General features: G+C 59.0%; 28 protein-coding genes and 2 tRNA genes. 5 read left to right on the top strand and 25 right to left on the bottom strand.

All coding sequences use genetic code 11. The features are described 5' to 3' along the window. Nucleotide 1: 1 nt before the first annotated feature. The 8 genes from dhaL to AAEU42_RS00190 form a co-directional block, all read right to left on the bottom strand. Complete coding sequence (gene dhaL / locus AAEU42_RS00225; RefSeq protein WP_342231499.1) at nucleotides 2–652, bottom strand: dihydroxyacetone kinase subunit DhaL; 651 nt, start codon at nucleotides 650–652, stop codon at nucleotides 2–4. A 13-nt stretch (nucleotides 653–665) separates the two neighbouring features. After that, nucleotides 666–1655: a dihydroxyacetone kinase subunit DhaK gene (gene dhaK, locus AAEU42_RS00220; RefSeq protein WP_342231498.1), complete on the bottom strand. Its 990-nt coding sequence runs from the start codon at nucleotides 1653–1655 to the stop codon at nucleotides 666–668. A 26-nt stretch (nucleotides 1656–1681) separates the two neighbouring features. Beyond that, nucleotides 1682–2386, bottom strand: coding sequence for an ABC transporter ATP-binding protein (locus AAEU42_RS00215; protein WP_342231982.1), 705 nt, complete (start codon nucleotides 2384–2386; stop codon nucleotides 1682–1684). Nucleotide 2387: 1 nt separating this feature from the next. After that, complete coding sequence (locus AAEU42_RS00210; RefSeq protein WP_342231497.1) at nucleotides 2388–3158, bottom strand: ABC transporter ATP-binding protein; 771 nt, start codon at nucleotides 3156–3158, stop codon at nucleotides 2388–2390. A 16-nt stretch (nucleotides 3159–3174) separates the two neighbouring features. Further along, entirely contained in the window at nucleotides 3175–4233 is a 1059-nt protein-coding gene (locus AAEU42_RS00205) for a branched-chain amino acid ABC transporter permease (RefSeq protein WP_342231496.1), read from the bottom strand. A 4-nt stretch (nucleotides 4234–4237) separates the two neighbouring features. Beyond that, on the bottom strand, nucleotides 4238–5125 hold the full coding sequence (locus AAEU42_RS00200; RefSeq protein WP_342231495.1) for a branched-chain amino acid ABC transporter permease: 888 nt from the start codon (nucleotides 5123–5125) through the stop codon (nucleotides 4238–4240). Between the two features lie 193 nt (nucleotides 5126–5318). After that, complete coding sequence (locus AAEU42_RS00195) at nucleotides 5319–6518, bottom strand: ABC transporter substrate-binding protein (protein WP_342231494.1); 1200 nt, start codon at nucleotides 6516–6518, stop codon at nucleotides 5319–5321. A 139-nt stretch (nucleotides 6519–6657) separates the two neighbouring features. Beyond that, entirely contained in the window at nucleotides 6658–7932 is a 1275-nt protein-coding gene (locus AAEU42_RS00190) for an L-cysteine desulfidase family protein (protein ID WP_342231493.1), read from the bottom strand. Between the two features lie 485 nt (nucleotides 7933–8417). Here AAEU42_RS00190 and AAEU42_RS00185 point away from each other — a divergent pair, with 485 nt between their 5' ends. Beyond that, nucleotides 8418–9830, top strand: a complete 1413-nt coding sequence (locus tag AAEU42_RS00185; protein WP_342231492.1) for an MATE family efflux transporter — start codon at nucleotides 8418–8420, stop codon at nucleotides 9828–9830. Here AAEU42_RS00185 and AAEU42_RS00180 read toward each other — a convergent pair. From AAEU42_RS00180 to AAEU42_RS00170, 3 genes are read right to left on the bottom strand one after another with little or no spacing between them, the layout of a single operon-like run. Continuing rightward, nucleotides 9787–10113, bottom strand: coding sequence for a sigma-70 family RNA polymerase sigma factor (locus tag AAEU42_RS00180; RefSeq protein ID WP_342231491.1), 327 nt, complete (start codon nucleotides 10111–10113; stop codon nucleotides 9787–9789). The genes AAEU42_RS00185 and AAEU42_RS00180 overlap by 44 nt on opposite strands. Continuing rightward, entirely contained in the window at nucleotides 10094–10321 is a 228-nt protein-coding gene (locus AAEU42_RS00175) for a hypothetical protein (RefSeq protein ID WP_342231490.1), read from the bottom strand. The genes AAEU42_RS00180 and AAEU42_RS00175 overlap by 20 nt, the downstream gene beginning before the upstream one ends. Beyond that, nucleotides 10318–10497, bottom strand: coding sequence for a hypothetical protein (locus AAEU42_RS00170; protein ID WP_342231489.1), 180 nt, complete (start codon nucleotides 10495–10497; stop codon nucleotides 10318–10320). The genes AAEU42_RS00175 and AAEU42_RS00170 overlap by 4 nt, the downstream gene beginning before the upstream one ends. A gap of 68 nt (nucleotides 10498–10565) precedes the next feature. Between AAEU42_RS00170 and AAEU42_RS00165 the strand changes: the two genes are divergently transcribed. Both AAEU42_RS00165 and AAEU42_RS00160 read left to right on the top strand, forming a co-directional pair. Continuing rightward, nucleotides 10566–10641, top strand: a tRNA-Thr gene (locus AAEU42_RS00165). A 165-nt stretch (nucleotides 10642–10806) separates the two neighbouring features. Then, nucleotides 10807–10891 (top strand) — tRNA-Tyr (locus tag AAEU42_RS00160). 472 nt (nucleotides 10892–11363) lie between these two features. Here AAEU42_RS00160 and AAEU42_RS00155 read toward each other — a convergent pair. Next, entirely contained in the window at nucleotides 11364–12194 is an 831-nt protein-coding gene (locus AAEU42_RS00155) for a hypothetical protein (protein WP_342231488.1), read from the bottom strand. Between the two features lie 190 nt (nucleotides 12195–12384). On the opposite strand from AAEU42_RS00155, the gene AAEU42_RS00150 reads away from it, so the two are divergent. Next, nucleotides 12385–12579 carry an antitoxin gene (locus AAEU42_RS00150; RefSeq protein ID WP_342231487.1) on the top strand — a complete coding sequence of 65 codons (195 nt, stop codon included), beginning with the start codon at nucleotides 12385–12387 and terminating at the stop codon, nucleotides 12577–12579. 124 nt (nucleotides 12580–12703) lie between these two features. On the opposite strand, the gene AAEU42_RS00145 is transcribed toward AAEU42_RS00150, so the two are convergent. Continuing rightward, the gene (locus AAEU42_RS00145) at nucleotides 12704–13273 is read right to left on the bottom strand and encodes an SOS response-associated peptidase (RefSeq protein ID WP_342231486.1); all 570 of its coding nucleotides are present in this window, start codon (nucleotides 13271–13273) and stop codon (nucleotides 12704–12706) included. A 111-nt stretch (nucleotides 13274–13384) separates the two neighbouring features. Here AAEU42_RS00145 and dinB point away from each other — a divergent pair, with 111 nt between their 5' ends. After that, nucleotides 13385–14629, top strand: a complete 1245-nt coding sequence (dinB, locus tag AAEU42_RS00140) for a DNA polymerase IV (protein WP_342231485.1) — start codon at nucleotides 13385–13387, stop codon at nucleotides 14627–14629. Here the strand turns inward: dinB and AAEU42_RS00135 are convergent. From AAEU42_RS00135 to AAEU42_RS00080, 12 genes are all read right to left on the bottom strand, one after another. Then, complete coding sequence (locus tag AAEU42_RS00135; protein ID WP_342231484.1) at nucleotides 14622–15743, bottom strand: AbiH family protein; 1122 nt, start codon at nucleotides 15741–15743, stop codon at nucleotides 14622–14624. The two genes, dinB and AAEU42_RS00135, sit on opposite strands and share 8 nt — an antisense overlap. Before the next feature lie 117 nt (nucleotides 15744–15860). Beyond that, nucleotides 15861–16112: a hypothetical protein gene (locus AAEU42_RS00130; protein WP_342231483.1), complete on the bottom strand. Its 252-nt coding sequence runs from the start codon at nucleotides 16110–16112 to the stop codon at nucleotides 15861–15863. Nucleotides 16113–16114: 2 nt separating this feature from the next. Beyond that, nucleotides 16115–16303, bottom strand: a complete 189-nt coding sequence (locus AAEU42_RS00125) for a hypothetical protein (protein WP_342231482.1) — start codon at nucleotides 16301–16303, stop codon at nucleotides 16115–16117. Between the two features lie 16 nt (nucleotides 16304–16319). Then, nucleotides 16320–17027 (bottom strand): peptidoglycan recognition protein family protein, encoded by a 708-nt coding sequence (locus tag AAEU42_RS00120; protein ID WP_342231481.1) that lies wholly within the window; start codon nucleotides 17025–17027, stop codon nucleotides 16320–16322. Further along, entirely contained in the window at nucleotides 17014–17739 is a 726-nt protein-coding gene (locus AAEU42_RS00115; protein ID WP_342231480.1) for an SPOR domain-containing protein, read from the bottom strand. The genes AAEU42_RS00120 and AAEU42_RS00115 overlap by 14 nt, the downstream gene beginning before the upstream one ends. Then, nucleotides 17732–17866 (bottom strand): hypothetical protein, encoded by a 135-nt coding sequence (locus tag AAEU42_RS00110; RefSeq protein WP_342231479.1) that lies wholly within the window; start codon nucleotides 17864–17866, stop codon nucleotides 17732–17734. Before AAEU42_RS00110 ends, AAEU42_RS00115 begins: the two co-directional genes overlap by 8 nt. Beyond that, nucleotides 17863–18057 (bottom strand): hypothetical protein, encoded by a 195-nt coding sequence (locus AAEU42_RS00105; protein WP_342231478.1) that lies wholly within the window; start codon nucleotides 18055–18057, stop codon nucleotides 17863–17865. The genes AAEU42_RS00110 and AAEU42_RS00105 overlap by 4 nt, the downstream gene beginning before the upstream one ends. A gap of 86 nt (nucleotides 18058–18143) precedes the next feature. Continuing rightward, the gene (locus AAEU42_RS00100; RefSeq protein ID WP_342231477.1) at nucleotides 18144–18527 is read right to left on the bottom strand and encodes a sigma-70 family RNA polymerase sigma factor; all 384 of its coding nucleotides are present in this window, start codon (nucleotides 18525–18527) and stop codon (nucleotides 18144–18146) included. Nucleotides 18528–18776: 249 nt separating this feature from the next. Next, the gene (locus AAEU42_RS00095) at nucleotides 18777–19004 is read right to left on the bottom strand and encodes a hypothetical protein (RefSeq protein ID WP_342231476.1); all 228 of its coding nucleotides are present in this window, start codon (nucleotides 19002–19004) and stop codon (nucleotides 18777–18779) included. Between the two features lie 14 nt (nucleotides 19005–19018). After that, nucleotides 19019–19876, bottom strand: a complete 858-nt coding sequence (locus tag AAEU42_RS00090; protein WP_342231475.1) for a hypothetical protein — start codon at nucleotides 19874–19876, stop codon at nucleotides 19019–19021. A 4-nt stretch (nucleotides 19877–19880) separates the two neighbouring features. Then, nucleotides 19881–21035 carry a siphovirus ReqiPepy6 Gp37-like family protein gene (locus tag AAEU42_RS00085; RefSeq protein ID WP_342231474.1) on the bottom strand — a complete coding sequence of 385 codons (1155 nt, stop codon included), beginning with the start codon at nucleotides 21033–21035 and terminating at the stop codon, nucleotides 19881–19883. A 3-nt stretch (nucleotides 21036–21038) separates the two neighbouring features. Continuing rightward, on the bottom strand, nucleotides 21039–21911 hold the full coding sequence (locus AAEU42_RS00080; RefSeq protein ID WP_342231473.1) for a phage tail family protein: 873 nt from the start codon (nucleotides 21909–21911) through the stop codon (nucleotides 21039–21041).

Genomic DNA, 21911 nt, shown 5'->3' with positions numbered 1-21911 from the left:
GTCAGCCCTCCAGCTTGGAGGCAATACAGTCCATCAAAGTATCCACCTGGTAGTACATGGTCACGGCGCCGGGGTCCAGGTGGCCCACGCCCTTGTTGGCCTGGTAGTAGGCCCGGCCCCGGACGGCCTCCATGTCCATGGTGGACTGGTAGCCCGCCTCGGCGGCCGCCTTGACCTTTTCGCAGGTAGTCTTTTCGTCGGCGCCCTCGGCCAGGCACGCCTTGTAGCACTCCACCACGGGGGCCAGGGTGTCCAGCATGGTCTTGTCGCCGGGGTGGGCCTTGCCCCGGGTCATGATGCCGTTCATCATGGCCTCCAGGATGGCGCACACGTCGGCGCTTTCCAGCGCTTCCTTGCCCTTGACGGTCTTGGCCGCCTCCATGTAGGCGCTGCCGTAGAGAACCCCGCCGCTGCCGCCGATGACGCTCATCATGATCATGCTGATCTTCTTGAAGGCGGAGAAGAGGTCCATGGCCTCCAGCTCCGGGGCGGCCTCCACCAGCTTCTCGAAGCCCATGTTGATGTTGGTCCAGTGGTCGCCGTCGCCGGTGGCGGAGTCCAGCTCGGTGATGTAGTCGCCCTGGGCGTGGATGCGCTCATAGGCCTTTTTGATGTAGTCCACGTAATCCTTGGTGGTCAGTTGAAATCCCATGTTCGCCGCCTCCTTACAGCACTTTCAGGGCCGGGGTGTCCGCGGGGGCGTCCAGCAGGGCCTTGAGCTCGTCGTCCAGCTTCATCAGGGTGAGGGAGCAGCCCGCCATCTCGATGGCGGTCATGTAGTTGCCCACGAAGGTCTTGTAGACCTTGACCCCCGCCTGGTCCAGCAGGGCCTGGACCTCGTTGTTGAGGATGTAGAGCTCGGCCAGGGGGGTACCGCCCAGGCCGTTGACCAGGAGGGCCACCTCGCCGCCGGCGTAGTCGTAGTCGGCCAAAATCTTGTCCAGCAGGATCTTGGCCACCTCAGCGGCGGACTTGACGGTGGTGCGCTCCACGCCGGGCTCGCCGTGGATGCCCATGCCGATCTCGATCTCGTTCTCCCCCAGCTCGAAGCCGGGCTTGCCCACAGCGGGGAGGGTGCAGGGGGTCATGGCCATACCCATAGAGCGGATGTTGGCGATGGCCTTCTCGGCGGCAGCCTTCACCTCCTGGAGGGAGGCGCCTGTCTCGGCCTTGGCCCCCGCGATCTTGTGGACAAAGACGGTGCCCGCGATGCCCCGGCGGCCGGTGGAGTAGGTGGAGTCGGGCACCGCCACGTCGTCCCGGACCACCACGGCCTCCACCTCGATGTCGTCCATCTCGGCCATGTCCTTGGCCATCTCGAAGTTCATGATGTCGCCGGAGTAGTTCTTGATGACCAGCAGCACGCCCTTGCCGCCATTGGCCTCCTCAATTCCCTTGATGATGCGGTCGGGGCTGGGGGAAGAGAACATGTTGCCCGCCACGGCGGCGTCCAGCATGCCCTTGCCCACGTACCCGGCGTGGGCCGGCTCGTGGCCAGAGCCGCCGCCGGAGACCACACCCACCTTGCCAGGGGTCTTTTCCCGGCGGGAGATGACCTCCAGCTCGGGGGTGTATTTCAGCTCGGGGTGGGCCTTCTCCATACCCATCAGGGTCTCGGAGACCACCCTGGACGGGTCGTTGATGATTTTTTTCATAATACCGTTCCTCCTTTTCAGGGGCCTTACATGGCCAGGTAGGCCTTTTTCACCCGGGGGTCGTCGGCCAGCTCGTGGGCGTCCCCCGACATGGTGATGGTGCCCGTCTCCAGCACGTAGGCCCGGCTGGACACCGACAGGGCCATGTTGGCGTTCTGCTCGATGAGCAGGATGGTGGTGCCCTGCTTGTTGATGTCGGTGATGAGGCTGAAGATCATCTGCACGATGTTGGGGGCCAGGCCCAGGGAAGGCTCATCCAGCAGCAGGAGCCGGGGCTCGCTCATCAGCGCCCGGCCGATGGCCAACATCTGCTGCTCGCCGCCGGAGAGGGTGCCCGCCTGCTGGGTGATCCGCTCCTTGAGCCGTGGGAAGAGGTCGTAGACCCGCTGGAAGGAGGCCTCGATGGCCCCCTTGTCCTTCTTGGAGTAGGCCCCCAGGCGGAGGTTCTCCTCCACGGTGAGGGCGGCGAATACCTCCCGGCCCTCGGGGGAGAGGCTCATGCCCTGGTCCACCAGCTTGTAGGCGTGCATATTGGTAATGTCCCTGCCCTGGAAGGTGATCTTTCCCTGGGCGGCGTGGACCAGCCCGGCGATGGTGTTCAGGGTGGTGGACTTGCCCGCGCCATTGGAGCCGATGAGGGAGACGATCTCCCCCTCGTCAATCTCCATGTCGATGCCCTTGAGGGCGTGGATGTTGCCGTAATAGGTGTGCAGCCCCTCGATTTTCAGCATTTCAGGCATCTTTCTTCACCCCTCCCAGGTAGGCCTCGATAACCTGCTCGTTGGAGGCGATCTCCGCAGGCAGGCCCTCGGCGATCTGCTTGCCGTGGTCGATGACGTAGATGCGGTCGGAGATGTTCATGACCACGGACATGTCGTGCTCGATGAGAATGATGGTGTACCCTTTGTCCCGCAGCTCCCGGATGAACCGCAGCAGCTCCTCCGACTCCTGGGGGTTCATGCCCGCCGCCGGCTCGTCCAGGAGGATGATCTTGGCGTCGGTGGCAATGGCCCGGGCGATCTCGATCTTGCGCTGGTCGCCGTAGGCCAGGTTGCGGGCGTAGTTGTTGATCTGGTCCCCCAGGCCGATAGACTCCAGAATGTGGATGGCCTTGACGGTGAGCCGGGCCTCTTCCTCCTTATATTGTGGGGTGCGGAAGAGGGAGGCGAAGAAGTTGTACTTGGTGTGGATATGGGTGCCCACCAGCACGTTTTCAATGACCCGCAGGTTGGGAAAGAGCCGGATGTTCTGGAAGGTGCGGGAGATGCCCGCCTTCACGATCTCCTGGGGGGTGTGGTTGTGGATGGGCTCGCCCTCGAAGAGGATCTCGCCCTTGTCGATCTCATAGACACCGGTGAGCATGTTGAACACGGTGGTCTTGCCCGCGCCGTTGGGGCCGATGATGGAGACGATCTCCCCCTTCTCCACGTGGAAGGTGACGTTGTCCACGGCCACCAGGCCGCCGAAGACCTTGGTAATGCCTTTTACATCAAGAAAAGCCATGTTTCCGCCCCTCCTTTCAACCGTTGGCCGCCGCGGACGGCTCTTTTTCCGCGGCCAGGATGGCCTTGGCGCGTTTGGAAAGCTTGTAGGGCATCTGGGACTTCCAGCCCAGGATGCCCTGGGGGCGGAAGCGCATCATCAGCACCAGCAGCAGGCCGTACACCACGAAGCGGTACTCCATGAGGGAGCGGGAGACCTCGGGGAAGGCGATGAGGAGGGCCGCGCCCAGGAACATGCCCCGCATGGTGCCCATGCCGCCCACGATGACCACCGAGATGATGAGCACGGAGGTGTCGAAGGTGAAGGAGTTGGCGTCGATGAAGCCCACCAGGGGGGCGTAGAAGGCGCCGGCGATGCCGGTGATGAAGGCGGAGACCACAAAGGCCAGCACCTTATAGCGCATGGTGCGGATGCCCATCATGGTGGCGGCCATCTCGTCCTCCTTGATGGCCTGGAAGGCCCGGCCGGTGTTGGAGCGGATGATGGCCATGCTGGCCACCGCCACCAGAAGCACCAGGACCAGCATCATGTAGTAAAGGCCGTTGTTGGCCAGGGTCATTTCCACCCCGAAGAAGGAGGGCTTGGGGATGTTCTTCAGCCCCAGGGTGCCGTTGGTGACGGCGTCCCAGTTGACGATGATCATCTTCACGATCTCGCCGAAGCCCAGGGTGACGATGGTCAGGTAGCTGCCAGACAGCCGCAGGGAGGGAAGGCCCAGCAGCAGGCCCACGAACCCCGTCATGCAGGCCGCGGCCGCCATGGCCGCCAGGAAGGGCACGTTGAGCCGGAGCATCAGCAGGGACGCGGTGTACGCGCCGATGGCGAAGAAGCCCGCGTGGCCCAGGGAGACAAGGCCGGTGTAGCCGGTGAGGATGTTCAGGCCCATGCCCAGCATGGAGTAAATGCCGATCATGATGAAGATGCGCATGAGGTACTGGCTGAAGCCCATAAAGGGCACCGCCACCAGCAGCGCCGCCACCAGGATGCAGGCGGGGAGCTTGTATTTATCGAGGAAGGATTCCATGGCAAAGATGAAGCCCTTTCCCTCGGTCTTTTTCTCATTCATTTTCGTCATAGCCTTACACCTTTGTGATCCCTTTCTTGCCGAAAAGCCCGGTGGGACGGACGATCAGCACCACGATCAGAATGATAAAGGCGACGGAGTCCCGGTAGGTGGAGTTGATGAAGGTGGCCGCCAGGCACTCGGACACACCCACCACCAGGCCGCCCACCACCGCCCCGGGCAGGGAGCCGATGCCGCCCAGCACGGAGGCCGCGAAGGCCTTCAGCCCGGCCATGAAGCCCATGCCGGGATAGACGATCTGATAATAACCGCTGATGAGGCCGCCGGCGATGGCCGCCGAGGCCCCCGCCAGGAAGAAGGTGAAGGAGATGACGAAGTTCACGTTGACGCCCATGAGGTTGGCCGCCCTGGGGTTCTGCTCGGTGGCCCGCATGGCCAGGCCAATCTTGGTCTTGTTGATGACGATGGTCAGCACCGCCAGAAGGATGAGGGAGACCACGCACATCATCAGCTGGGTGGACTGGATCTTAAAGCCCCCGATCTCGATCATGGGCAGGTTGAAGACAGAGGGGAAGGCTTTCTTCTCGCTGCCGAACCAGATCATCAGAAGGTTCTGGATGATGTTGGACACGCCGATGGTGGTGATGAGGGAGGCGATGGGAACGGAGTTCTTTTTCCGCAGAGGCTCGAGGGCGGCCTTGTCGATGAGGATGCCCAAAAGGCCGGTAAAGACCATGCTCAGCAGGATGGCGGGCAGCACACCGATCTGGAACCCCACGAAGAGCAGCGCCGCGTGGGCGCCGAAGGCGTAGACGGAACCATGGGAGAAATTGACGAGGCGCAGGATGCCGAAGACCAGGGAGTAACCCACCGCGATGAGCGCGTAGGCCATGCCCAGGGCCAGGCCGTTCAGAACTTGTTGAACAATAAGCACTTCCGCCACGATTGCGGGCCGTTTCCGCAATACTCCTTTCTTTTGACTTTCACGCGGCGCACAACGGCCGGTCCCGGCGCGCCTGGCGCAGCTTGGCCATCTCCCAGGAAGGCCGGACGCCGGGGCGGCAACTCCGCCCCGGCGTCCGCGCAGCCTGGAGGTCAGCCTTAAGAATAACGGCGTTTGTCGGTCAGGCGTTGATTTAGAAGCTGGCCTCCACAAACTTGCCGTCCTTGACGGTCACTTTCACGAAGGACTTCTGCACATCGCCGATGTCGTTGAAGGTGGTCTCGCCGGTGACGCCCGGATAGTCGATCTTGGCCAGCTCGTCGCGGACGGCGGCGGAGTCGGTGGTGCCGGCGGCCTCGATGGCGGTGAGGAGCATGCCCACGGAGTCGTAGGCCTGGGAGGTCAGGGCGCTGGGGGCGGCGCCGTACTTGGCGGTATAGGCGTCCACGTAGTTCTTGACGGTGGGGTCCTCAGAGCCGGCGAAGAAGATGACGGGGAAGCACACGCCCTCCACGGCGTCGCCGCCCAGCTCCAAAAGCTGCTGGGAGTAGGCGTTGGAGAAGCCCACGATGGCGATGTCGGGGTTGACCTGCTTATACTGCTTGGCCACGGGGGCCAGGGTGGAGTACATGGACACGCAGATCAGCACGTCGGCGCCGGCGGCGTCCAGCTTGGCGATGGCGGGGGAGTAGTCGTCGGAGCCCTCCATGACCTCCTCGTGGGCCACCACCTTGGCGCCGGTGTCGGCCATGCCGTCGATGAGTTCTTTGACGATGGCGGCGGTGTTGGTGCCCCAGTCGGTCTTGATGGAGATGATGCCGATGTTCTTCTTGCCCAGGTCGTTGACGGCGATGTCAAGACCGGCGGCGGCCTCCACGTTGATGACGGTGTTGTTGCGGAAGATGTAGTCGCCGATGCCGGAGTAGTCGGGGTGGGAGGAGGACGGGGAGATCTCGATGATCTTGTTCTCCTGGTACACGGGGGCGGCGGTCATGCACACGCCGGAGGCGAAGTGGCCGATGACGCCGGCGATGTCGCCCTCGGAGACGATCTTCTGGGCGATGGAGGCGGCCTCCTCGGAGGAGTTCTTGTCGTCGTACTGGACGATCTCAATGGGGCGGCCCAGAACGCCGCCCTTGGCGTTCCACTCGTCGGCCATCATGGTGGCGGCGTTGTAGAAGCCCTGGCCGTACTCGGCGTTGTCGCCGGTCATGGGGGCGGCCACGGCGATCTTGACGGCCTCTCCGCTGGCGGCGGGGCCCTGGGTCTCGGCGGAGGCGCTGTTCTCGGGGGCCTTGCTCTCGACGGGCTTGTCGTTTCCGCCGCAGCCGGCGAGGAGGGAGAAGGTGAGAGACGCGGACAGGAGGATACCAAGAGTGCGTTTCCAATTCATTTTCATTGTCTGCTTCGGCCGCCTGGGTCTTTGCGGCGGCCATTCTCCTTTCTTGATCCAAATTTTTTGTGGCGCGTTTCTTAAGGCTGCTTATCAATCAGGCATGGACGGCGCCATGCCGGAGTGAACCAATGGGGTCTCAGCCGGAGACCATGATCTTCAAGATCTCGGTGTCGGTCTGGCGCATGCCCTCCCGGGCAAGCTGGCCCACGCTCTCCACCGTGGCCTCCACCCCGTCCTTGATGATGCCCTCGCCGGGGCGGAAGCAGCGGCCCTGCATGGCCATGCTCACGGCCAGGATGGCGGCGTCCACGCTGGAGGCGATCTTGGCCGCGCAGGAGGGCTTGGCGCCGTCGCAGACGATGCCGGAGACGTTGCCCAGGGTGTTGACGATGACCTTCTCGATCTCCGCCTCCCCCCCGCCGTAGAGCCAGCAGATGCCGGCCCCCGCGCCGGTGGCGGCGCTGACGGCCCCGCAGTAGGCGGAGAGCTTGCCGATCTTGGATTTCTGGTGGATGGCGGTCAGGTTGCTGACGCACAGGGCCCGGTAGAGCTTTTCCCGGCCGGCCCCCAGCTCCTTGGCGTACTCGATGACGGGCAGGGAGACCGTCATGCCCTGGTTGCCGCTGCCGGAGTTGATGACCACGGGCAGCTCGCAGCCGCTCATCCGGGCGTCGCTCCCCGCCGCGGCGGCGGCACGGGCCCGGACCTTCACGTCGTCGCCGTAGAGACTTAAAAGGGTGGGGCCCACCTGGGCGCCGTAGCCCTCGGTGAGGCCGGCGGCGGAGATGGCGGTGTTGTACTCGATCTGGCGGTCCAGCAGCTCCCTCACGTCCTCGATCTTCACCTCGTCGGCAAATTGGAGGATGCTGGCGATGGTCAGGCAGCTTCGGTCGGCCCCCTCGCCCTCCGCCTCTTCCTCGGTGTGGGGCACATCCACCAGGGCCGCGCCGTCCTTCTCCACCCGCACCACGTTGGCGTGGGCGTGGATGATCTCCACCATGGAGCTGTGCTCCCCGGCCCACATGCGGATGATGATGTGGAGCTTGGCGGGGGTGTCGAGCAGCTTTTCCTCGCACAAACCCTGGGCCAGCAGGCGGCGGACCTCCTCCACGTCGGCCGGCTTCACGGTGGAGAGGACCTCCAGCTCCCGGTCGGGGGCGCCCCCCACCGCCCCCAGGACGGCGGCGGCCCGGATGCCCCGCAGGTCGCCCGTGGTGGGGACGATGACCCCCTTCACGTTCTTGATGATGTTGCCGCTGCACTCGGCGGCCATCCGCTCGGGGAAGCAGCCCAGAGCCTCCCGGGCCCTGGCGGCGGCGTAGGCCACCGCGATGGGCTCGGTGCACCCCAGGGCGGGGACGAGCTCTTCCTTGAGAATGGCGACGCAGTTTTGGTAAACTTTCTGGTCCATTTTAGTCAATACTCCCTATCTCACCGTGGAATTTCGTCTCATTTTGAGACGTCCTATTCTCTTTACACGACGGATTATACATTTTTTTCGACGGTCTTCAAGTCAACTTGACTATTTCTAGCAGTTTATACAGAGGGAAAGGAGGCAGAATTTACAAATTGACCAATAGGTTTAGAAAAAACAGTTCATTTTGAGACACCTTGTGCAACTTGCCGGTACCGCTTGCAAACCGGGCCGTCTTGTCTTATAATGGGGGCACTTTTCCCGGCCGGAGAGGTCCTGTCCAAGCTGTCACCAATGATATATGCGCCGTCTTCTCCGGGCATGTCTCAAATCGAAAAGAAGGCGCGCATCCCACCTCGCCGCGGGATACGCGCCTTCGCATTTCTTGGAAAAAGAATACAAGTTTTTTGACCCGGCGTCAACGGGATTCTCATATTGACACAGGATCTTACGCCGTTCAAACGAGAGGGAGAGATCGATCCATGGCTCAAACCGATATGTCCCGGCAGCTGGCCCAGGCGCCGGTGCCCCGGCTGCTGCTGCGGCTGTCCCTGCCCGCCATCGCCGCCCAGCTGGTGAACGCCCTGTACTCCATCGTGGACCGGGTGTTCATCGGCAACATGCCCGGGGTGGGGGCGGACGCCCTGACGGGCCTGGGCTTCACCATGCCGGTCATCATGATCATCTCCGCCTTCAGCATGCTCATCGGCATGGGGGGCTCCCCCCTGCTGTCTATCCGCCTGGGGGAGGGGGACAAGGCCGCCGCCGCCCGGCTCCAGGGCTGCTCCTTCACCCTGCTGCTGGCCATCGGCACGGTGCTGACGGGGCTGTTCTGGTTTCTCCGGGTGCCCATCCTCACCCTCTTCGGGGCGGAGGCCAACACCCTGCCCTACGCCGCCGACTACCTGGGGGTCTATGTGCTGGGCTCGGTGTTCGTCATGATTTCCCTGGGGATGAACGCCTTCCTGAACGCCCAGGGCCGCACCGGCGTGGGCACGGTGACGGTGGTGCTGGGGGCGGCGGTGAACCTGATTTTGGACCCCATTTTCATCTATGTCCTGGACCTGGGCATCGCCGGGGCCGCCCTGGCCACCCTCATCTCCCAGGCTTTGTCCGCCCTGTGGGTCCTGTGGTTCCTCTTCTTCTCCAAGCGGCTGATGGTCCGCCTGCGGCCAGCCGACCTCCACGTTTCCTGGACCACCACGGCGGAGATCTGCAAGCTGGGGGTATCCACCTTCATCTTCGAGATCAACGAGAGCGTCGTCCAGATCGTTATCAACCTCCTGCTGCGCCGGTGGGGCGGCTCCACCGCCGTCAGCGACCTCTACATCGGCTCCATGACCATCATCAACAGCCTGCTGGCCGTCTTTTTCATGCCACTCAAGGGCATCGTCCGGGGGGCCCAGCCCATCATCGGCTACTGCTGCGGCGCCCGGGATTACCCGCGGCTGCGGGAGACGGTGCGGTGGGCCCGGGTCTTTTCCATCACCTGCGCCACGCTGATGTGGGCCTGCTTTGAACTTTTCCCCGGCCCCCTGTGCGCCATCTTCAACGACGACCCGGCCCTGACGGACCTCTCCGCCCGGCTCACCCGGCTTTTCTTCTGTACCATCTTCCTGCTGGGGCTCCAGATGGTGAACCAGCACTCCTTCATCGCCATGGGTAACGCCAAGCTCTCCTTCTTCTTCGGCATCCTCCGCAAGATCCTCCTGCTGCTCCCCCTGGCCTTCCTCCTCCCCCTCTTTCTGGGGGTGGACGGGGTCATCCTGGCCGAGCCTGTGGCCAACGTGTTCACCGTCATCATCACCCAGATCGTTTTCACCCGCTATCTGGAACAGCTCCGCCGGGAGTTCACGGCTCCTCATCCAGGAGAAACCGCTTCGCCCCGTACCTAAGGCACCGCCGCAGCCGGGCCTCCCCCCGCTTGATGGTGCGGGAGACGGTGGACTTGTCCACCCCCATCCGGGAGCCGATCTGGTTCATGTTCAGCCCCTCGCCGTAGTAGAGGAGCAGGTAATTGCGCTGCTTTTCCGTGATGTCCTCGTGGAGGGCCCGCCACAGGGCCAGCTTCACCCGGCTCAGCTCCTCGCTGTTGGTGTTCTCCTCCGACAGCATCCGGGCATACCGGGCCATATCGGCGGCGTAGAGGCCGCCTCTCCTATATCGTGTACCGCTCATTTCTCCGGTACCCCCTCTCGTAATATCGCTCGCAGATCACCGCCACGTCCCGCACGTCCCGGCGCATGGCCTCCAGGACCCGCAGCCGCTCCGCCTTCAAAAGCCGCTCCTCCGCGTCCCGCGCCGGCAGCTCCTCCACCAGCTGGATGCGGTGGCGCAGGGCGTCGGCCTGGTCGCGGTAGCTCACCGCCAACTCCGCCAATGTCATGCCTGTTCTCCATCCTCCTTGCCTGTCTCCTCCGCCCGGCAGGCCGGGCACAGGGGCCCCACCCCTTGGTAGATCTCCCCCCGGCACCGGCGGCACCAGGCCGTAGGCGCGTCCCTCTGGGGGTCCCGCAGCGGGGGTTTGACGCCTCTTTTTTCCGTCCCGCTCCCTCTTTTCAAAAACGTACAACTTTTTCTTGACAACCTCCCAAGTATCTGCTAAAATGACATTCGCTGTTGGATGATCCGCTGGTGTAGCTCAGTTGGTAGAGCAGCTGATTTGTAATCAGCAGGTCGGGGGTTCAAGTCCGTCCACCAGCTCCAGCGTCGGGACAAGCTGCGTATCCTTCGCAATCGGCCTTGGCCGGTTGCTCACTCGCTCCGCTGTCCCTCCTCTCCCCAAAAAGCCGCTTCGCGGCTTTCCGGGGGCCCCATTTAAGGGCTCTCCGGGCCCCGGGTTAAAAGGCCGTGGGGCGCACAACTGAATATGGAGGAGTTCCAGAGTGGCCAAATGGGGCAGACTGTAAATCTGTTGCGTATCGCTTCGGTGGTTCGAATCCACCCTCCTCCACCACAAGGGAAATCCCCTGTACCGCAATCGGTACAGGGGATTTTTTATGTGGTTTATAACAAGCAACAGCAAATTATATTTTAAGATTCCAATCAAAAAATTTGGGTATGTATTTGGGTATAAGGCCGGTTGCCGTGGGCCTCCTTGACAGGTCATCCAGGACCAACGAAAGGAGGTTTGATAATAATGTGTATCACCTATTTTTTATTCCAACGAAAAAAATACGCCCCGGAGATCGGCGCATACCACAGCTGTGACCTTGTGGCATACCGGGAGCTTTATCGCCCACCGGTGGCTGTTCTCCGGGACGTGACGCCAGACGGCAATCTAGCGCTTCGCATGGTCCAAGCGTTCAACAAGCATCAGCTCTCGCCCATCCACCTGAAGGACGCTGTATTGGACATGCTGGAGTAGTTTTCGCATCTAAAACAAGTTTATACAAGCCGGGCGGGGGTTACAGGCCTCCGCCCGGTTTTTACCATACGACGTACTCAAGTTGAGCCATGTTGCCTTGACCGCTTTTATAACGAGAAGACGGAATTTGGCAGACGGTGCTCACTGTTACTGAACCGGATTGTAAGTCATCAAAGAGTTTACCGAAGCTGTCTCGGTGACAGTAGATGTACCAGCCGTCAGTATAGGAACCGTTTACTGGTGCGACACGCATACAGAAATAAGTGCTTTCAATGCTAGAACTGAATCCGTAGTTATAATAGTCGGAAAGTGTTGCCGTACCGACAAGAGAAAACTTGTTGCCTACATTATTGCTCATGTTGTACTGAACGTCGCTGGCGGTCAAAGTGACGTTGTTGTCTTTGATATAATTATCAAATTTTGAGGTTGTGATACCGTCAACGCCCTTATTCTTTAAATCGGATAGCTTTGTCGAAACGCCAGCGGGAGGATCTTTTCGATAGTCAAACAACAGGCCGTTTGAAAGGTCGTTGGAACTCCAAATAAAGACCAAATCTTCTTCAACCACGTAATTAATGCTGAAGTGAGAAACTACTTCCTCCCGGCCATCAAACGCACTTTTGGTAGCGCCAGCAAAGTCAGCCGCACACGTACCAAAGTCAGCTATATTAAAAGGTTCGCCGAAGGAAACGGAAATATCCATACCGTCTTCCATTTCGCTTACTAGTACATATTTCAACCCGTCATCTTCGGTCCAGTCAACCTGGGAGAGAATAGCTTCTTTGATTTCTTTGGTCGCATCGGGTGATTGTTGCGCACTAGGCTGGCATCCCGTAAGAACCCCAATAAGGCAAAGCATTGTCCCGGCGCAGAGCAATGTATTTTTCCTCATACAATCCCTCCTTTCAGATAATGGTAGCCCACTAGAAGGGGCGAATTATGGGGAAACCTGTTGCTTTTTATATATTAGCATACTTCCATAAGTATATGAATGGACGCAATAAACAAAAATATACTTATGGAATTATACAATACTTCCATAAGTATAAGTATAATTGCCATACCGAAGGTGGGGTGTGGTAATGGCCTATTCTGAAGCTCAAAAAGAAGCTACGGCTAGGTACAATAAAAAGGCATACGACCGCATCGATTTGATTGTACCAAAGGGGAAGCGTCAAGCCATAGCTGATTATGCTAAAAGCAAAGGTGTAAGCACTAATAAATTTATAAATGAAGCTATTGACAGAGCAATGAAAGAAAAAGAGGATGGTCTGTGACAAAGCAACCTCTTTTAAGACTTGATAAGTTGCCCGCAACCCTGTTTTAGCGGACAAGGAAAACAACACATCTAAACAAATGTCCCCCACCGCCCAGAAGACGTCCCAGGCGGTGGGGGCTATTTTATTGCGCTTCCTCTCTGGCCAGCTCCGGCGGCGTCTCTCTCAAGATGTCCAAAGCGCTGTTGGTGTCCTTCACCCACGCCTCCAGCTGATCCCGCCGCAGCACTACCGGCATCCGGTCGTGGATCTCCCGCACCGATGGATTAGCGGCGGTGGTGAGGATCACGCATTTGCGCTCCCCGGCGTACTCGTTCCACAGCCCCGCCAGATAGAGGGCGCCGCTTCCAGGCAGGTTGAACAGGTATTTCGTTTTCTGTCCCGCCTCGTTCGGCCCCCACTCGTAAAACCCCGTCGTAGGGAATACGCACCGCCGCTCATAGAGGCTCTTTCGGAACATGGGCCTGTCCCCCGCTGTCTCGCTCCGGGCGTTGATGATGCTCCCCGGCTTACTGCCGAATCGGGGATACCCCCAGGACATCACCTCCGGCGCCAGCTCCGCCCCAGCCTCCATCAGCACCGGCACGTCGTTGGTCGGGAAGATCTCCCCCGTTTTGAACCGCCCTTGGATCTCCCGCAGCAACTTTTCGATCTCCGCGTTCTCCTCCGGGGCCAAACTGTACCGTCCACACATCCCTATCACCTCGCCCATAGTCTGCCACAAAACTACCAGAACTTACTCGTAGATATTTACCCACTCACCGCCATATACTTTTACTAGAACATTTGTATTGGTGGTGAGCTTGTGGAGCGGACGATCCTGCACGTGGACATGAATAATTTTTACGCCTCTGTGGAGTGCCTGGACAACCCCGCTCTCCGGGGCAAGCCGGTGGCCGTCTGCGGCGACCCTGCCGCCCGCCACGGCATCGTCCTGGCCAAGAGCTACGAGGCCAAGGCATACGGCGTCACCACAGGCCAGCCCATCTGGCAGGCCAAGCAGAGATGCCCGGACCTGCTGGTGGTTCCGCCCCACTATGACCGCTACCTGGAGGTTTCGGCGGCCGCGCGGGAACTCTATATTTCCTACACCGACCGGGTGGAGCCCTTTGGCTTGGACGAGTGCTGGCTGGACGTGACCGGCAGCCAACAGCTTTTCGGCCCCGGCCCGGTGATTGCCGACGACATCCGGGGACGGGTGCGGCTGGAGCTGGGGCTTACCGTCTCTGTTGGTGTCTCCTTCAACAAGGTTTTTGCAAAGCTGGGCAGCGACCTGAAAAAGCCGGACGCCACCACCGTCATCACCCAGGACAATTATCGGGATCTAGCCTGGCGTCAGCCGGTGAGCGACCTGCTGTATGTAGGCCCCGCCACCACCGCCAAGCTGGCCCGGTATGGCATCAAGACCATCGGCGACCTGGCCAGGATGAACGTGCACGGGCTTCACAGCCTATTTGGAAAAGTCGGGGTTATGCTCTGGCAGTTCGCCAACGGCCAGGACAACTCCGGAGTTGCCACATACACCGCCCTCCCCCTCATCAAGACTGTGGGCAACTCTACCACGGCCCCCAGGGACCTTGTGACCGATGAGGACGTGAAGATCACCCTCTACGCCCTCTGCGATTCTGTAGCCGCACGCCTCCGGGAGCAGAACGCCATGTGCTCCACCGTCCAGATTGGTATCCGGGACACCAGCCTTCTCTGGTATGAGCGGCAATCCAAGCTGACCTACCCCGCCCAAAACTCCACAGACATTTTTAACGCCGCTTTTGACCTCTTCCAGGAGAATCGCCCACGCAACCCGGTAAGAAGCCTGTCCGTCCGGGCCTGCGGCCTCTCCCCCGCCGGCCCCGTCCAGCTCTCCCTGCTCCCAGACGAGCAGAGGAGCCAGCGCCTTACCGACTTGGAGCGCACCATGGACAAGATTCGAGAGAAATACGGCAGGAACGCTGTTCGTCGGGCCGTCTCCTTGGTGGACCCGGCTCTGGACCTGGATGCTGAGGCCGAACATATTATTCACCCCATCGGGTTCTTAGGGACACTTAATTAGTTTGATCTCCTTGCTTTGTTTTCGCAAATTCAATACTACGCCCCTTTCCACCTTCCCCTCGTGCCAATTTATTTAGATCATCTGGGCCAAGCACTCTAATAAGATTTTCTATTTGCTTAGCATTAGCAATTTGATCGTGATAATATATGCGTGTTTTTGTCCTAGGGGCCAATAACAGTTTCCGCAAAACGTCACCATCTGTAACATCTAGAGAATGTCCATAGATAATTAGTTCTCTATCTTCGTCTCGTTCAAACCATTTCACATAATTATAATCCGTTTGATTAAATATCCGTTGATAATACTTTTTGAAAGCAACTAAGTCCAAATCTTTTCTTTGTTCTTCTTCAGAGAGATAGTCGTCTATCCCAAGGACCATTGTATTTCCTTGGACACGTCTCTCTTGATCTGCTTTACCATGTATATAACAGAAGTCCGTGGGCTCTTTATTATAAAGCCGACTAATGGGCCCTTTATTATACAGCCGACTATATGTATCAGTATAGTTAAAACTTAAAACTTTATCTATCCGCTTTTCATCATGTAAAAAATCTTCTTTAATCGTATCAATTTTACAGGCATACACGTCCATACAAATACAAAGATACAGTTCCAAACAACGAGTAAAATTTTTTAGCTCTTTATATAAAGCTTCTATTATCATTCGATAACATTCGTCTCCTGTTATGTGAATAGGGACCTCTACTTTAAGACCACTATCATTTAAAATCTTATATTTCAAAACAGATGAATCACTCGGTTTATTCAACTTCATTAGTGCCATTTTTATTTCTGTTTCAAAATCAATCCAGCCTTTACCAATTTTTTTCTGAATTAAAAAATATTCCAACCAAACATTATTTTTGACCAATTCTTTCAGTTCTACTAGACGAGAGTCATCAAGAATTTGCCCGCATTGCTTTTTAAGGTACTCTTTTATTTCCAGCTTTAAAAGTTTGCTATTTTTATTTATTGCTTCAAAGTAAAATTCTTTATTATCATTTAAAATTCCTGTTACTGACTGAAGTGCTCGCAAAAAATTTAAGCAATCAGTGTAAGTAGTAGGAAGCCCATGTGCTAAATCAAAACCATTTCCAACCACTAAAACCCTCATAATAACACCTCCATATTAGCGACTTTACAGCCCAACGCAAAATTTGTCAATATTTAGGAACACACAGCAATAAAAAAAGCCCCACCCAGGAACTCAATCCGGGGTGGGGCGCTCTTTTTATACCTTGTGCTCGATCATGGTGATCCTGGTCTCGTGGTCGTTGAGCTTGCCGTCCTGCTCATCGTTGTGCTCCCAAATCCGCCGGTGGGCCTCGGTGTTGTGGGTGGTCATGGTCTCAACGTCCCCCTGCACCCGCTCCACCACCACAGTGAGCTTGGTAATACTCTTAGTCAGGGAAACGATGGGCTTGACCAAGGCTGCAAGGAGCCCCACCAAGGCAATCAGGACAGTTACGACAGTCCACTCCATCATCACCCCTCCTTCCGGGTGAAGAAGTAGGTGATGATGGCTCCATAGCTGGTGCAGAACAGCGCCAGCGCTTCCTGGGGCGGCTGGTACGGGCCGAACAGCAGGGCCAGCATCCCGGCAGTCAGGCCAAGGGTAACAAGGCTCTTGACCTCGAAGAGCCGCAAGAGACGGTCAACGATCTTTTCCTTCATCTATGTATCCCCCTTCTCAATTCACAGCGGGCTTGTCCAGCAGCCCCGCCCGGTCCATCCAAACCAACGCCTGGAGATTGGCTTCCCACACCCCCGCAGCCCCGGTGTCGTCCATCTTAATGTAGCCGTTGTTGATGGCCTTCGTGGCTGCCGCTCTGGCCCACTCCGGCATCTCGGCCACATACTGGTACAACTTCATACCGTCCTCACTTTCCGGCTCTGTGAGCCTTGCTTTGAACTCCTCCCACGCCGCCGGATCGTTGACGTAGGGCGCCGGGCAGATCTTCCCTGTCACGTCGTAGTGCCGGACCACGTGGTCCACGTCGATCCCATAGCGGGCCATAATGTCCCGGGCCAGCTCCACCGTGGCGTCCACAGTCTCGTCGTCAAAGTACCATGTCCCGTCCGCCCTCCGGCGGCAGCACATCTCGATGCCGATGGAGTTGGCATTGCGGCACTCCGGATGCCTGTACCTGCCGTCTGTTCGCCCGCAGTGGGAGGCCACACAGTCCTCGGCCACGCTGGCCCAGATCTCAGCCTCGGGGGCATGTCCCACGAAGTAATGGGCAGATGCCCCGATCCCAGGCGTGGTCCCGTAATAGTAGGCGTTCTGCTCTGCATCTCCCAGCGCCCCCACGTAGTGGATCACCAGATATTTGACCCCCTGTACTCTCTTGCCTTGGTAGTTGCGTGGATGGCATGGCCAGTCCCTATGTACGGTCATCGCAGGACACCTCCGTTACAAACGCCGGATACCCGGCCGCCCTGAGTTTATCCCGGTATGCCTCGGCGTTGCTCTTCATCCCGAAGGCCCCCACCTGCACCCGCCAGAGTGGATTGGGCGGCTCCAGCCAGATCAGCAGCAGCGTATGGACCACCAGCTTCCCGCCCAGGATGTACTTGCCGCCCATGTAGCAGTTGCACGAACTCCCGCTGTCCAGTTCCAGGGCCGTCTCACAGCCCTCGGCCAGCATCAGCTCCCGGCACTTTTCCGGCGTCATGGCGTCCGCCGACCCGTCACCGGTACACAGTACCGTCAGCCCGCCCTGGCCCAGGCCGATGGCGGAGCGTCCACGCACCCCGCCGATGGCCCGCTTATCATAGTCCAGCTTCGCTTCCGGCCCATCCCAGGGATTGACCAGATCCAGGCAGGAGAGATAATTGCGGGCCTCCCCGTCGGGGAGCTGGGCCATGCGGATATCCGGCCCCTTGTCCCACGCGTACCCCCAGGCCCCCCACTTCTCGCTGGCGATCACCGTCCCATCCGCCTTGACGTGCCCCTCCGCCCGCCAGAGCCCGTTGAAGTAGGCGGCGTTGATGGCCATGTCCGGGGCCTCCCTCGCCACGATCTCCGGCAGGGACAGCTTTCCCGTGTTGACAAACAGCTTGATCTCCCGAACCCGCTCCAGCGGCACGGTCTTACACAGCTTACTCATGCCCACCCTCCCCCACGATCTCGTCGGCCTCCGCCCGGGTCAGCCGCCCAGCCTCCACCAGGGCGTCCAGCCGGGCCTTGTCCCACAGACGTGGATAGTATTTCTTCGCCATCTCGTACACGCTCACAACGCCACACCTCCCATCGCCGCCAGAAAGTCCACGTCGGCCCGGAGGCGCTCTGTCTCCGTGGGTTCCGGCGCGGGAGGCTGGGGCCGTTCGGTGGGCGTGATCCCCACCAGCTTGCCCTCCTCCAGGGTGAGCTCACAGTAGCCTCCACAGTCCCACACAGCCTGAGTCAGCTCCCCGGGCACTTCCACCCATCCCTCCAGCCAACACTCCGTACGGTGGCTCTGGCTCTGGATACCGTGACCGCCATCCGCGCGCGGCTCAAGTTCGATAATTGTCAGCAATTTTCATACCTCTCCCTCTTCGCCAAATTCTTCACCGAATGGTATGGGGTCTTGACACCAGCTTGGTCCAACAGGTTGGCCGCTCCGAACCGCAGACACCGGCGAAGGTGGGCCTCCCCCCTCTTGATGGTGCGGGAGACGGTGGATTTGTCCACACCTACCCGCTCCCCTATCTGGCTCATGTTCAGCCCCTCCGCATAGTAGAGCTGGATATACTCCCTCTGTTTGCCGGTCAGTTCCTGCCGAATTGCAATCAGAACGTTTTCCCTCAAAGTTTTCATAGTGTCGGCATTCGTATTTTCTTCGGACAGCGCCCGGGCATAGACCGCCATATCGGCGGCATAGAGCCCGCCGCGCCGGTATCTTGTGCCGCTCATTTTCGGCACCTCCTATTGAAATAAGTCTCCAGCCGCCGGAGGCCTCGATTCAAAGATCGGCAAACAGTGGACTTATTCACCCTATACCTTTTGGCGGCATCGACTTCCGTCAGGCCTTCTCCGCAGCAGGCAAAAAGGTATTCACGCTGACGCGGGGTCACATCCTCCGACAACGCCTGCCGCATGGCCCTCACCATCCAACTTCCATCCTTGTCAGAAACCCATACAGTATGGATCAGGGCCACAATATCAGAGCATGTAGCGCTCATTTCGGCAGTACCCCCTCTCATAATACCGCTCACAGATCACCGCCACATCCCGCACGTCCCGGCGCATGGCCTCCAAGAGGCGGAGCCGCTCTTCCTTCTGCACTTTCTCCTCATCTGTCCGGGCAGGCAGTTCCTTCACTATTTGGATTCGGTGCCGGATGGCATCCGCGGCCGTCCGGTAGCTCTCAGCCATATCCATCATTTTCACATCAAAGAACCTCCTCAACCGCTGAATGAAATTTCACCGGCATAAGCAGTCTCCGCCCAAAGCGTAATATTGCCGGTAGTGGAATCATAGCTCACGTCGGTACACTTGGCGCCCCAGGTGTTGGTCTTAAGTATCCCGCCCACATTGTGCTTCAGGGTGTAGCAAAACCGTTCCGTTTGACGGCCATGTTGTGTTTTTGGAATGATAAGCGTGCTGCCCAGCTCCCCGGCAGTCCAATCCGCCGCTGTAAAGGTCACTGTGGCCCCCTTAGCGGCTCCTAGCGAGCCGTTGAAGATAGACATGAGGCTTGGGTTTGCCTCCACCATGGACCGCTGCTCCGCCGTCATGGGGAAGCCAAGCGTGTACAGCCACAGGACATAGGGCAGGTTGTCCGCGGAGGGAGGGTAATAAGCTGGCTGGCCCATAAAGGCCAGAAAGGTGCGGGTGTCGGTCACCACCGCCTCGTACCCGCCCACAACTGGGGTGATGGCTACGCTGGCCAGCTCCAGGTCATAAATGTCCTCTGTCTGGATCAGCTCCTGGACCGCTACCAGCTCAAAGGCCCGCACATCGGCGGTCTTATTCATCCGGGCGGAAATCTTGCAGTCCTGTGTAATAGTGATGGTCTCGTTTCCGTCAAACTGGCACATGCGCCCTCTGACGTAGACATTTCCGGCACAGATCCGCAAGGTGTTCCCTTCCTGGACTACCACCTTGCAGGCGTCAGCATGTGTCCCCGCCATCACTCCGGCCGCCGAAAAAAACGGAGCGAAAAAGCTGGCGTGGTCGTCAGCGTCGTATTCCCGGTCGTACCCCGTGGGGTGCGTCGACAGGTCGGTTGTAGGCTCCGCATTGAAAAAATAGCTGCGCATTGTCTCAGCTCCCCTTCCTGATCTGCCGCTGAAGTCGTCCAAAAACGGTCAGCGGCGCTTTGCCAAAGGTTGCCGTCAGCGTGATGCCGCTGGCGGAGTATTGGGTTTCCATTTCGGTCAGACGGGCGTCCATGGTGACACCCCACGCAGCGTTCCGCACCGTCACCAGATCCCCGACCTCATAGTCCTCCCGGTATTTGTACCTGCCTCCCGGCGGGACTTCGCATGTAAAGCTCTCCGCGGGGCGATAGTTTTCCGCCTCGATGAGGGCCAGCCGTTTAAGTTCGTTGTACTCATCCCCCGCGGCGGGCGTATCCACCGAGAGCTCCATGTGAACTTCCCTGCGGCGGATTCCAGCCGGCTCGTCCTCTCCGTCCCGGACATAGGTCACGGTCAACGCCTCATCCTCAAATTCCGCCCCGCCCATTGTCACATAAAACAAATTACGGGCATCGCTTGTATTGTGAGCGTAAGCCTGGGCGAGAGCTGTCTTTCGAGCCACGTCGAAAACTACCCTCGTCCGGGCGCTCTGTCCACCGGTATGATTCTCTCCTGGGACCACATCAAACACCAGCTTGTGCCGGGTCAGATCTGGAACGATGTCGTAGCCCAGCCCAGACGCCTCTCCCAGAGCAGATAGAACTGTATCCAAAGGCTCATGCCGGCACATATACTTGTCATCCGCCAGCCCTCGGCCTTGGTCGGTGGCAATCTCCAGGCCAAAGACTACCCTGGCCGGCTGGTCAGCGTTGCTCATATTACCGGCAACAAAGTGTTTGATGACGGTCTCTGTGCTTCCCGTGGCGGTATCGTACCCTTGGGCACCGGACACCGCCGTACTTCCAGGCGGGATAGTAATGCGATCCGCTGTCAGCCCCTTGAGCTGACGGCCAGAGACCGTCAGAATGTCTCCCGCCGTCTCGGCCTTGTAACCCACATCGTCGACAATTCCCCAAAAGGCCCCATCCACAAGGAGGACGCGCCCTTCCAGCAGCTCTTGCGCATGCCGGGCTCCGGTGGGTACCTCCACGGTGAAATAACCAGGTATGTAGTGCCGCTCAACAAGCCGGATAGATGAAGCCCCTGTCACCAACCCCCGGCTGACAAAGAATGGGGCCTCCTCCGTTGGTAGGTCATAGATACGGATGATAACAGCCATTTTTCAAACCCCCAAACTGGGCAGCCGATAGTGAACAAACGCCCTAGGGGTGTCCTCAGGCACATCATTATAGATGGCAACCTGGTTTCCTCCCGGCTCCAGCCCCCATGGTTCGCTGTCCAAGCTCATCCAGTGGGATACATCCTCACGTTGGACATATTCACCATCTGCGCCCCTGGTCCACAGATAGGCGGTGATGTCCGCTAGGTCTACCATCAGTTTTTGGTCTGCCGCGATGGAATGCTCAATCTTGACTGCCTTTCCCGTCGTGAGGTTGGTCAGCGTCACGTACTGGCCCGTGGTGTAGATCTCCAGGGTCGGGTAAATCCGCTCGGTGGTGGGGTTGTCCACCCTGGCAAATCGGTTGTACGCCCCCATAGGCCCTCGCACCGGCGCCCAAGGGAAATGAAACAGTTTGAGGTTGACCCCCAGACTGATGATGTACTCGTTGGCGCTCTGCCAGTAGGGGCTATCCGCCACAAAGTCGATGTCTATGGTAGAGTACGTCCCAACCTGGCCAGAAATGGTAGGCGTTGCAATGGGGCGGCAGCGGATCTGCACAGGGCCGTCTTCCCGGTAATAGATCAGCGTCCCCCACCGGTTCGGGGCAAACGCCTGGCACAGGAGCGCCCGCTGGCGGTCATACTCGGCCGGGGCCGGATTAGTCTTGCTCCCCTTGATCCACATGCCTCCCGCCAGGTTGATGCTGGGAGCATCCAGGGAGGCGTGATAAGAGGTCTGCCCATCCTGCCTGGGCGCTCGGCTAACTTCCGCCGTGGCCCCCAGCGTAGAGGTCAGTGAGGTGTAATAATATGGCCCTGCTCGGTCAAACACGATAGTCTGGCCGTTATCAGCCTGCCACGCCACAGATCGCAT

Source organism: Pseudoflavonifractor phocaeensis (assembly GCF_038439875.1).
Taxonomy (GTDB): domain Bacteria; phylum Bacillota; class Clostridia; order Oscillospirales; family Oscillospiraceae; genus Vermiculatibacterium.
This window is presented reverse-complemented; position numbering and strand designations above follow the sequence as displayed.

What these genes read in the sequence shown, in the direction of transcription:
- dhaL (WP_342231499.1), bottom strand. Translation starts at nt 652, where the DNA reads ATGGGATTTCAACTGACCACCAAGGATTACGTGGACTACATCAAAAAG.
- dhaK (WP_342231498.1), bottom strand. Translation starts at nt 1,655, where the DNA reads ATGAAAAAAATCATCAACGACCCGTCCAGGGTGGTCTCCGAGACCCTG.
- AAEU42_RS00215 (WP_342231982.1), bottom strand. Translation starts at nt 2,386, where the DNA reads ATGCTGAAAATCGAGGGGCTGCACACCTATTACGGCAACATCCACGCC.
- AAEU42_RS00210 (WP_342231497.1), bottom strand. Translation starts at nt 3,158, where the DNA reads ATGGCTTTTCTTGATGTAAAAGGCATTACCAAGGTCTTCGGCGGCCTG.
- AAEU42_RS00205 (WP_342231496.1), bottom strand. Translation starts at nt 4,233, where the DNA reads ATGACGAAAATGAATGAGAAAAAGACCGAGGGAAAGGGCTTCATCTTT.
- AAEU42_RS00195 (WP_342231494.1), bottom strand. Translation starts at nt 6,518, where the DNA reads ATGAATTGGAAACGCACTCTTGGTATCCTCCTGTCCGCGTCTCTCACC.
- AAEU42_RS00190 (WP_342231493.1), bottom strand. Translation starts at nt 7,932, where the DNA reads ATGGACCAGAAAGTTTACCAAAACTGCGTCGCCATTCTCAAGGAAGAG.
- AAEU42_RS00185 (WP_342231492.1), top strand. Translation starts at nt 8,418, where the DNA reads ATGGCTCAAACCGATATGTCCCGGCAGCTGGCCCAGGCGCCGGTGCCC.
- AAEU42_RS00180 (WP_342231491.1), bottom strand. Translation starts at nt 10,113, where the DNA reads ATGAGCGGTACACGATATAGGAGAGGCGGCCTCTACGCCGCCGATATG.
- AAEU42_RS00175 (WP_342231490.1), bottom strand. Translation starts at nt 10,321, where the DNA reads ATGACATTGGCGGAGTTGGCGGTGAGCTACCGCGACCAGGCCGACGCC.
- AAEU42_RS00155 (WP_342231488.1), bottom strand. Translation starts at nt 12,194, where the DNA reads ATGAGGAAAAATACATTGCTCTGCGCCGGGACAATGCTTTGCCTTATT.
- AAEU42_RS00150 (WP_342231487.1), top strand. Translation starts at nt 12,385, where the DNA reads ATGGCCTATTCTGAAGCTCAAAAAGAAGCTACGGCTAGGTACAATAAA.
- AAEU42_RS00145 (WP_342231486.1), bottom strand. Translation starts at nt 13,273, where the DNA reads ATGTGTGGACGGTACAGTTTGGCCCCGGAGGAGAACGCGGAGATCGAA.
- AAEU42_RS00135 (WP_342231484.1), bottom strand. Translation starts at nt 15,743, where the DNA reads ATGAGGGTTTTAGTGGTTGGAAATGGTTTTGATTTAGCACATGGGCTT.
- AAEU42_RS00130 (WP_342231483.1), bottom strand. Translation starts at nt 16,112, where the DNA reads ATGGAGTGGACTGTCGTAACTGTCCTGATTGCCTTGGTGGGGCTCCTT.
- AAEU42_RS00125 (WP_342231482.1), bottom strand. Translation starts at nt 16,303, where the DNA reads ATGAAGGAAAAGATCGTTGACCGTCTCTTGCGGCTCTTCGAGGTCAAG.
- AAEU42_RS00120 (WP_342231481.1), bottom strand. Translation starts at nt 17,027, where the DNA reads ATGACCGTACATAGGGACTGGCCATGCCATCCACGCAACTACCAAGGC.
- AAEU42_RS00115 (WP_342231480.1), bottom strand. Translation starts at nt 17,739, where the DNA reads ATGAGTAAGCTGTGTAAGACCGTGCCGCTGGAGCGGGTTCGGGAGATC.
- AAEU42_RS00100 (WP_342231477.1), bottom strand. Translation starts at nt 18,527, where the DNA reads ATGAGCGGCACAAGATACCGGCGCGGCGGGCTCTATGCCGCCGATATG.
- AAEU42_RS00090 (WP_342231475.1), bottom strand. Translation starts at nt 19,876, where the DNA reads ATGCGCAGCTATTTTTTCAATGCGGAGCCTACAACCGACCTGTCGACG.
- AAEU42_RS00085 (WP_342231474.1), bottom strand. Translation starts at nt 21,035, where the DNA reads ATGGCTGTTATCATCCGTATCTATGACCTACCAACGGAGGAGGCCCCA.
- AAEU42_RS00080 (WP_342231473.1), bottom strand. Translation starts at nt 21,911, where the DNA reads ATGCGATCTGTGGCGTGGCAGGCTGATAACGGCCAGACTATCGTGTTT.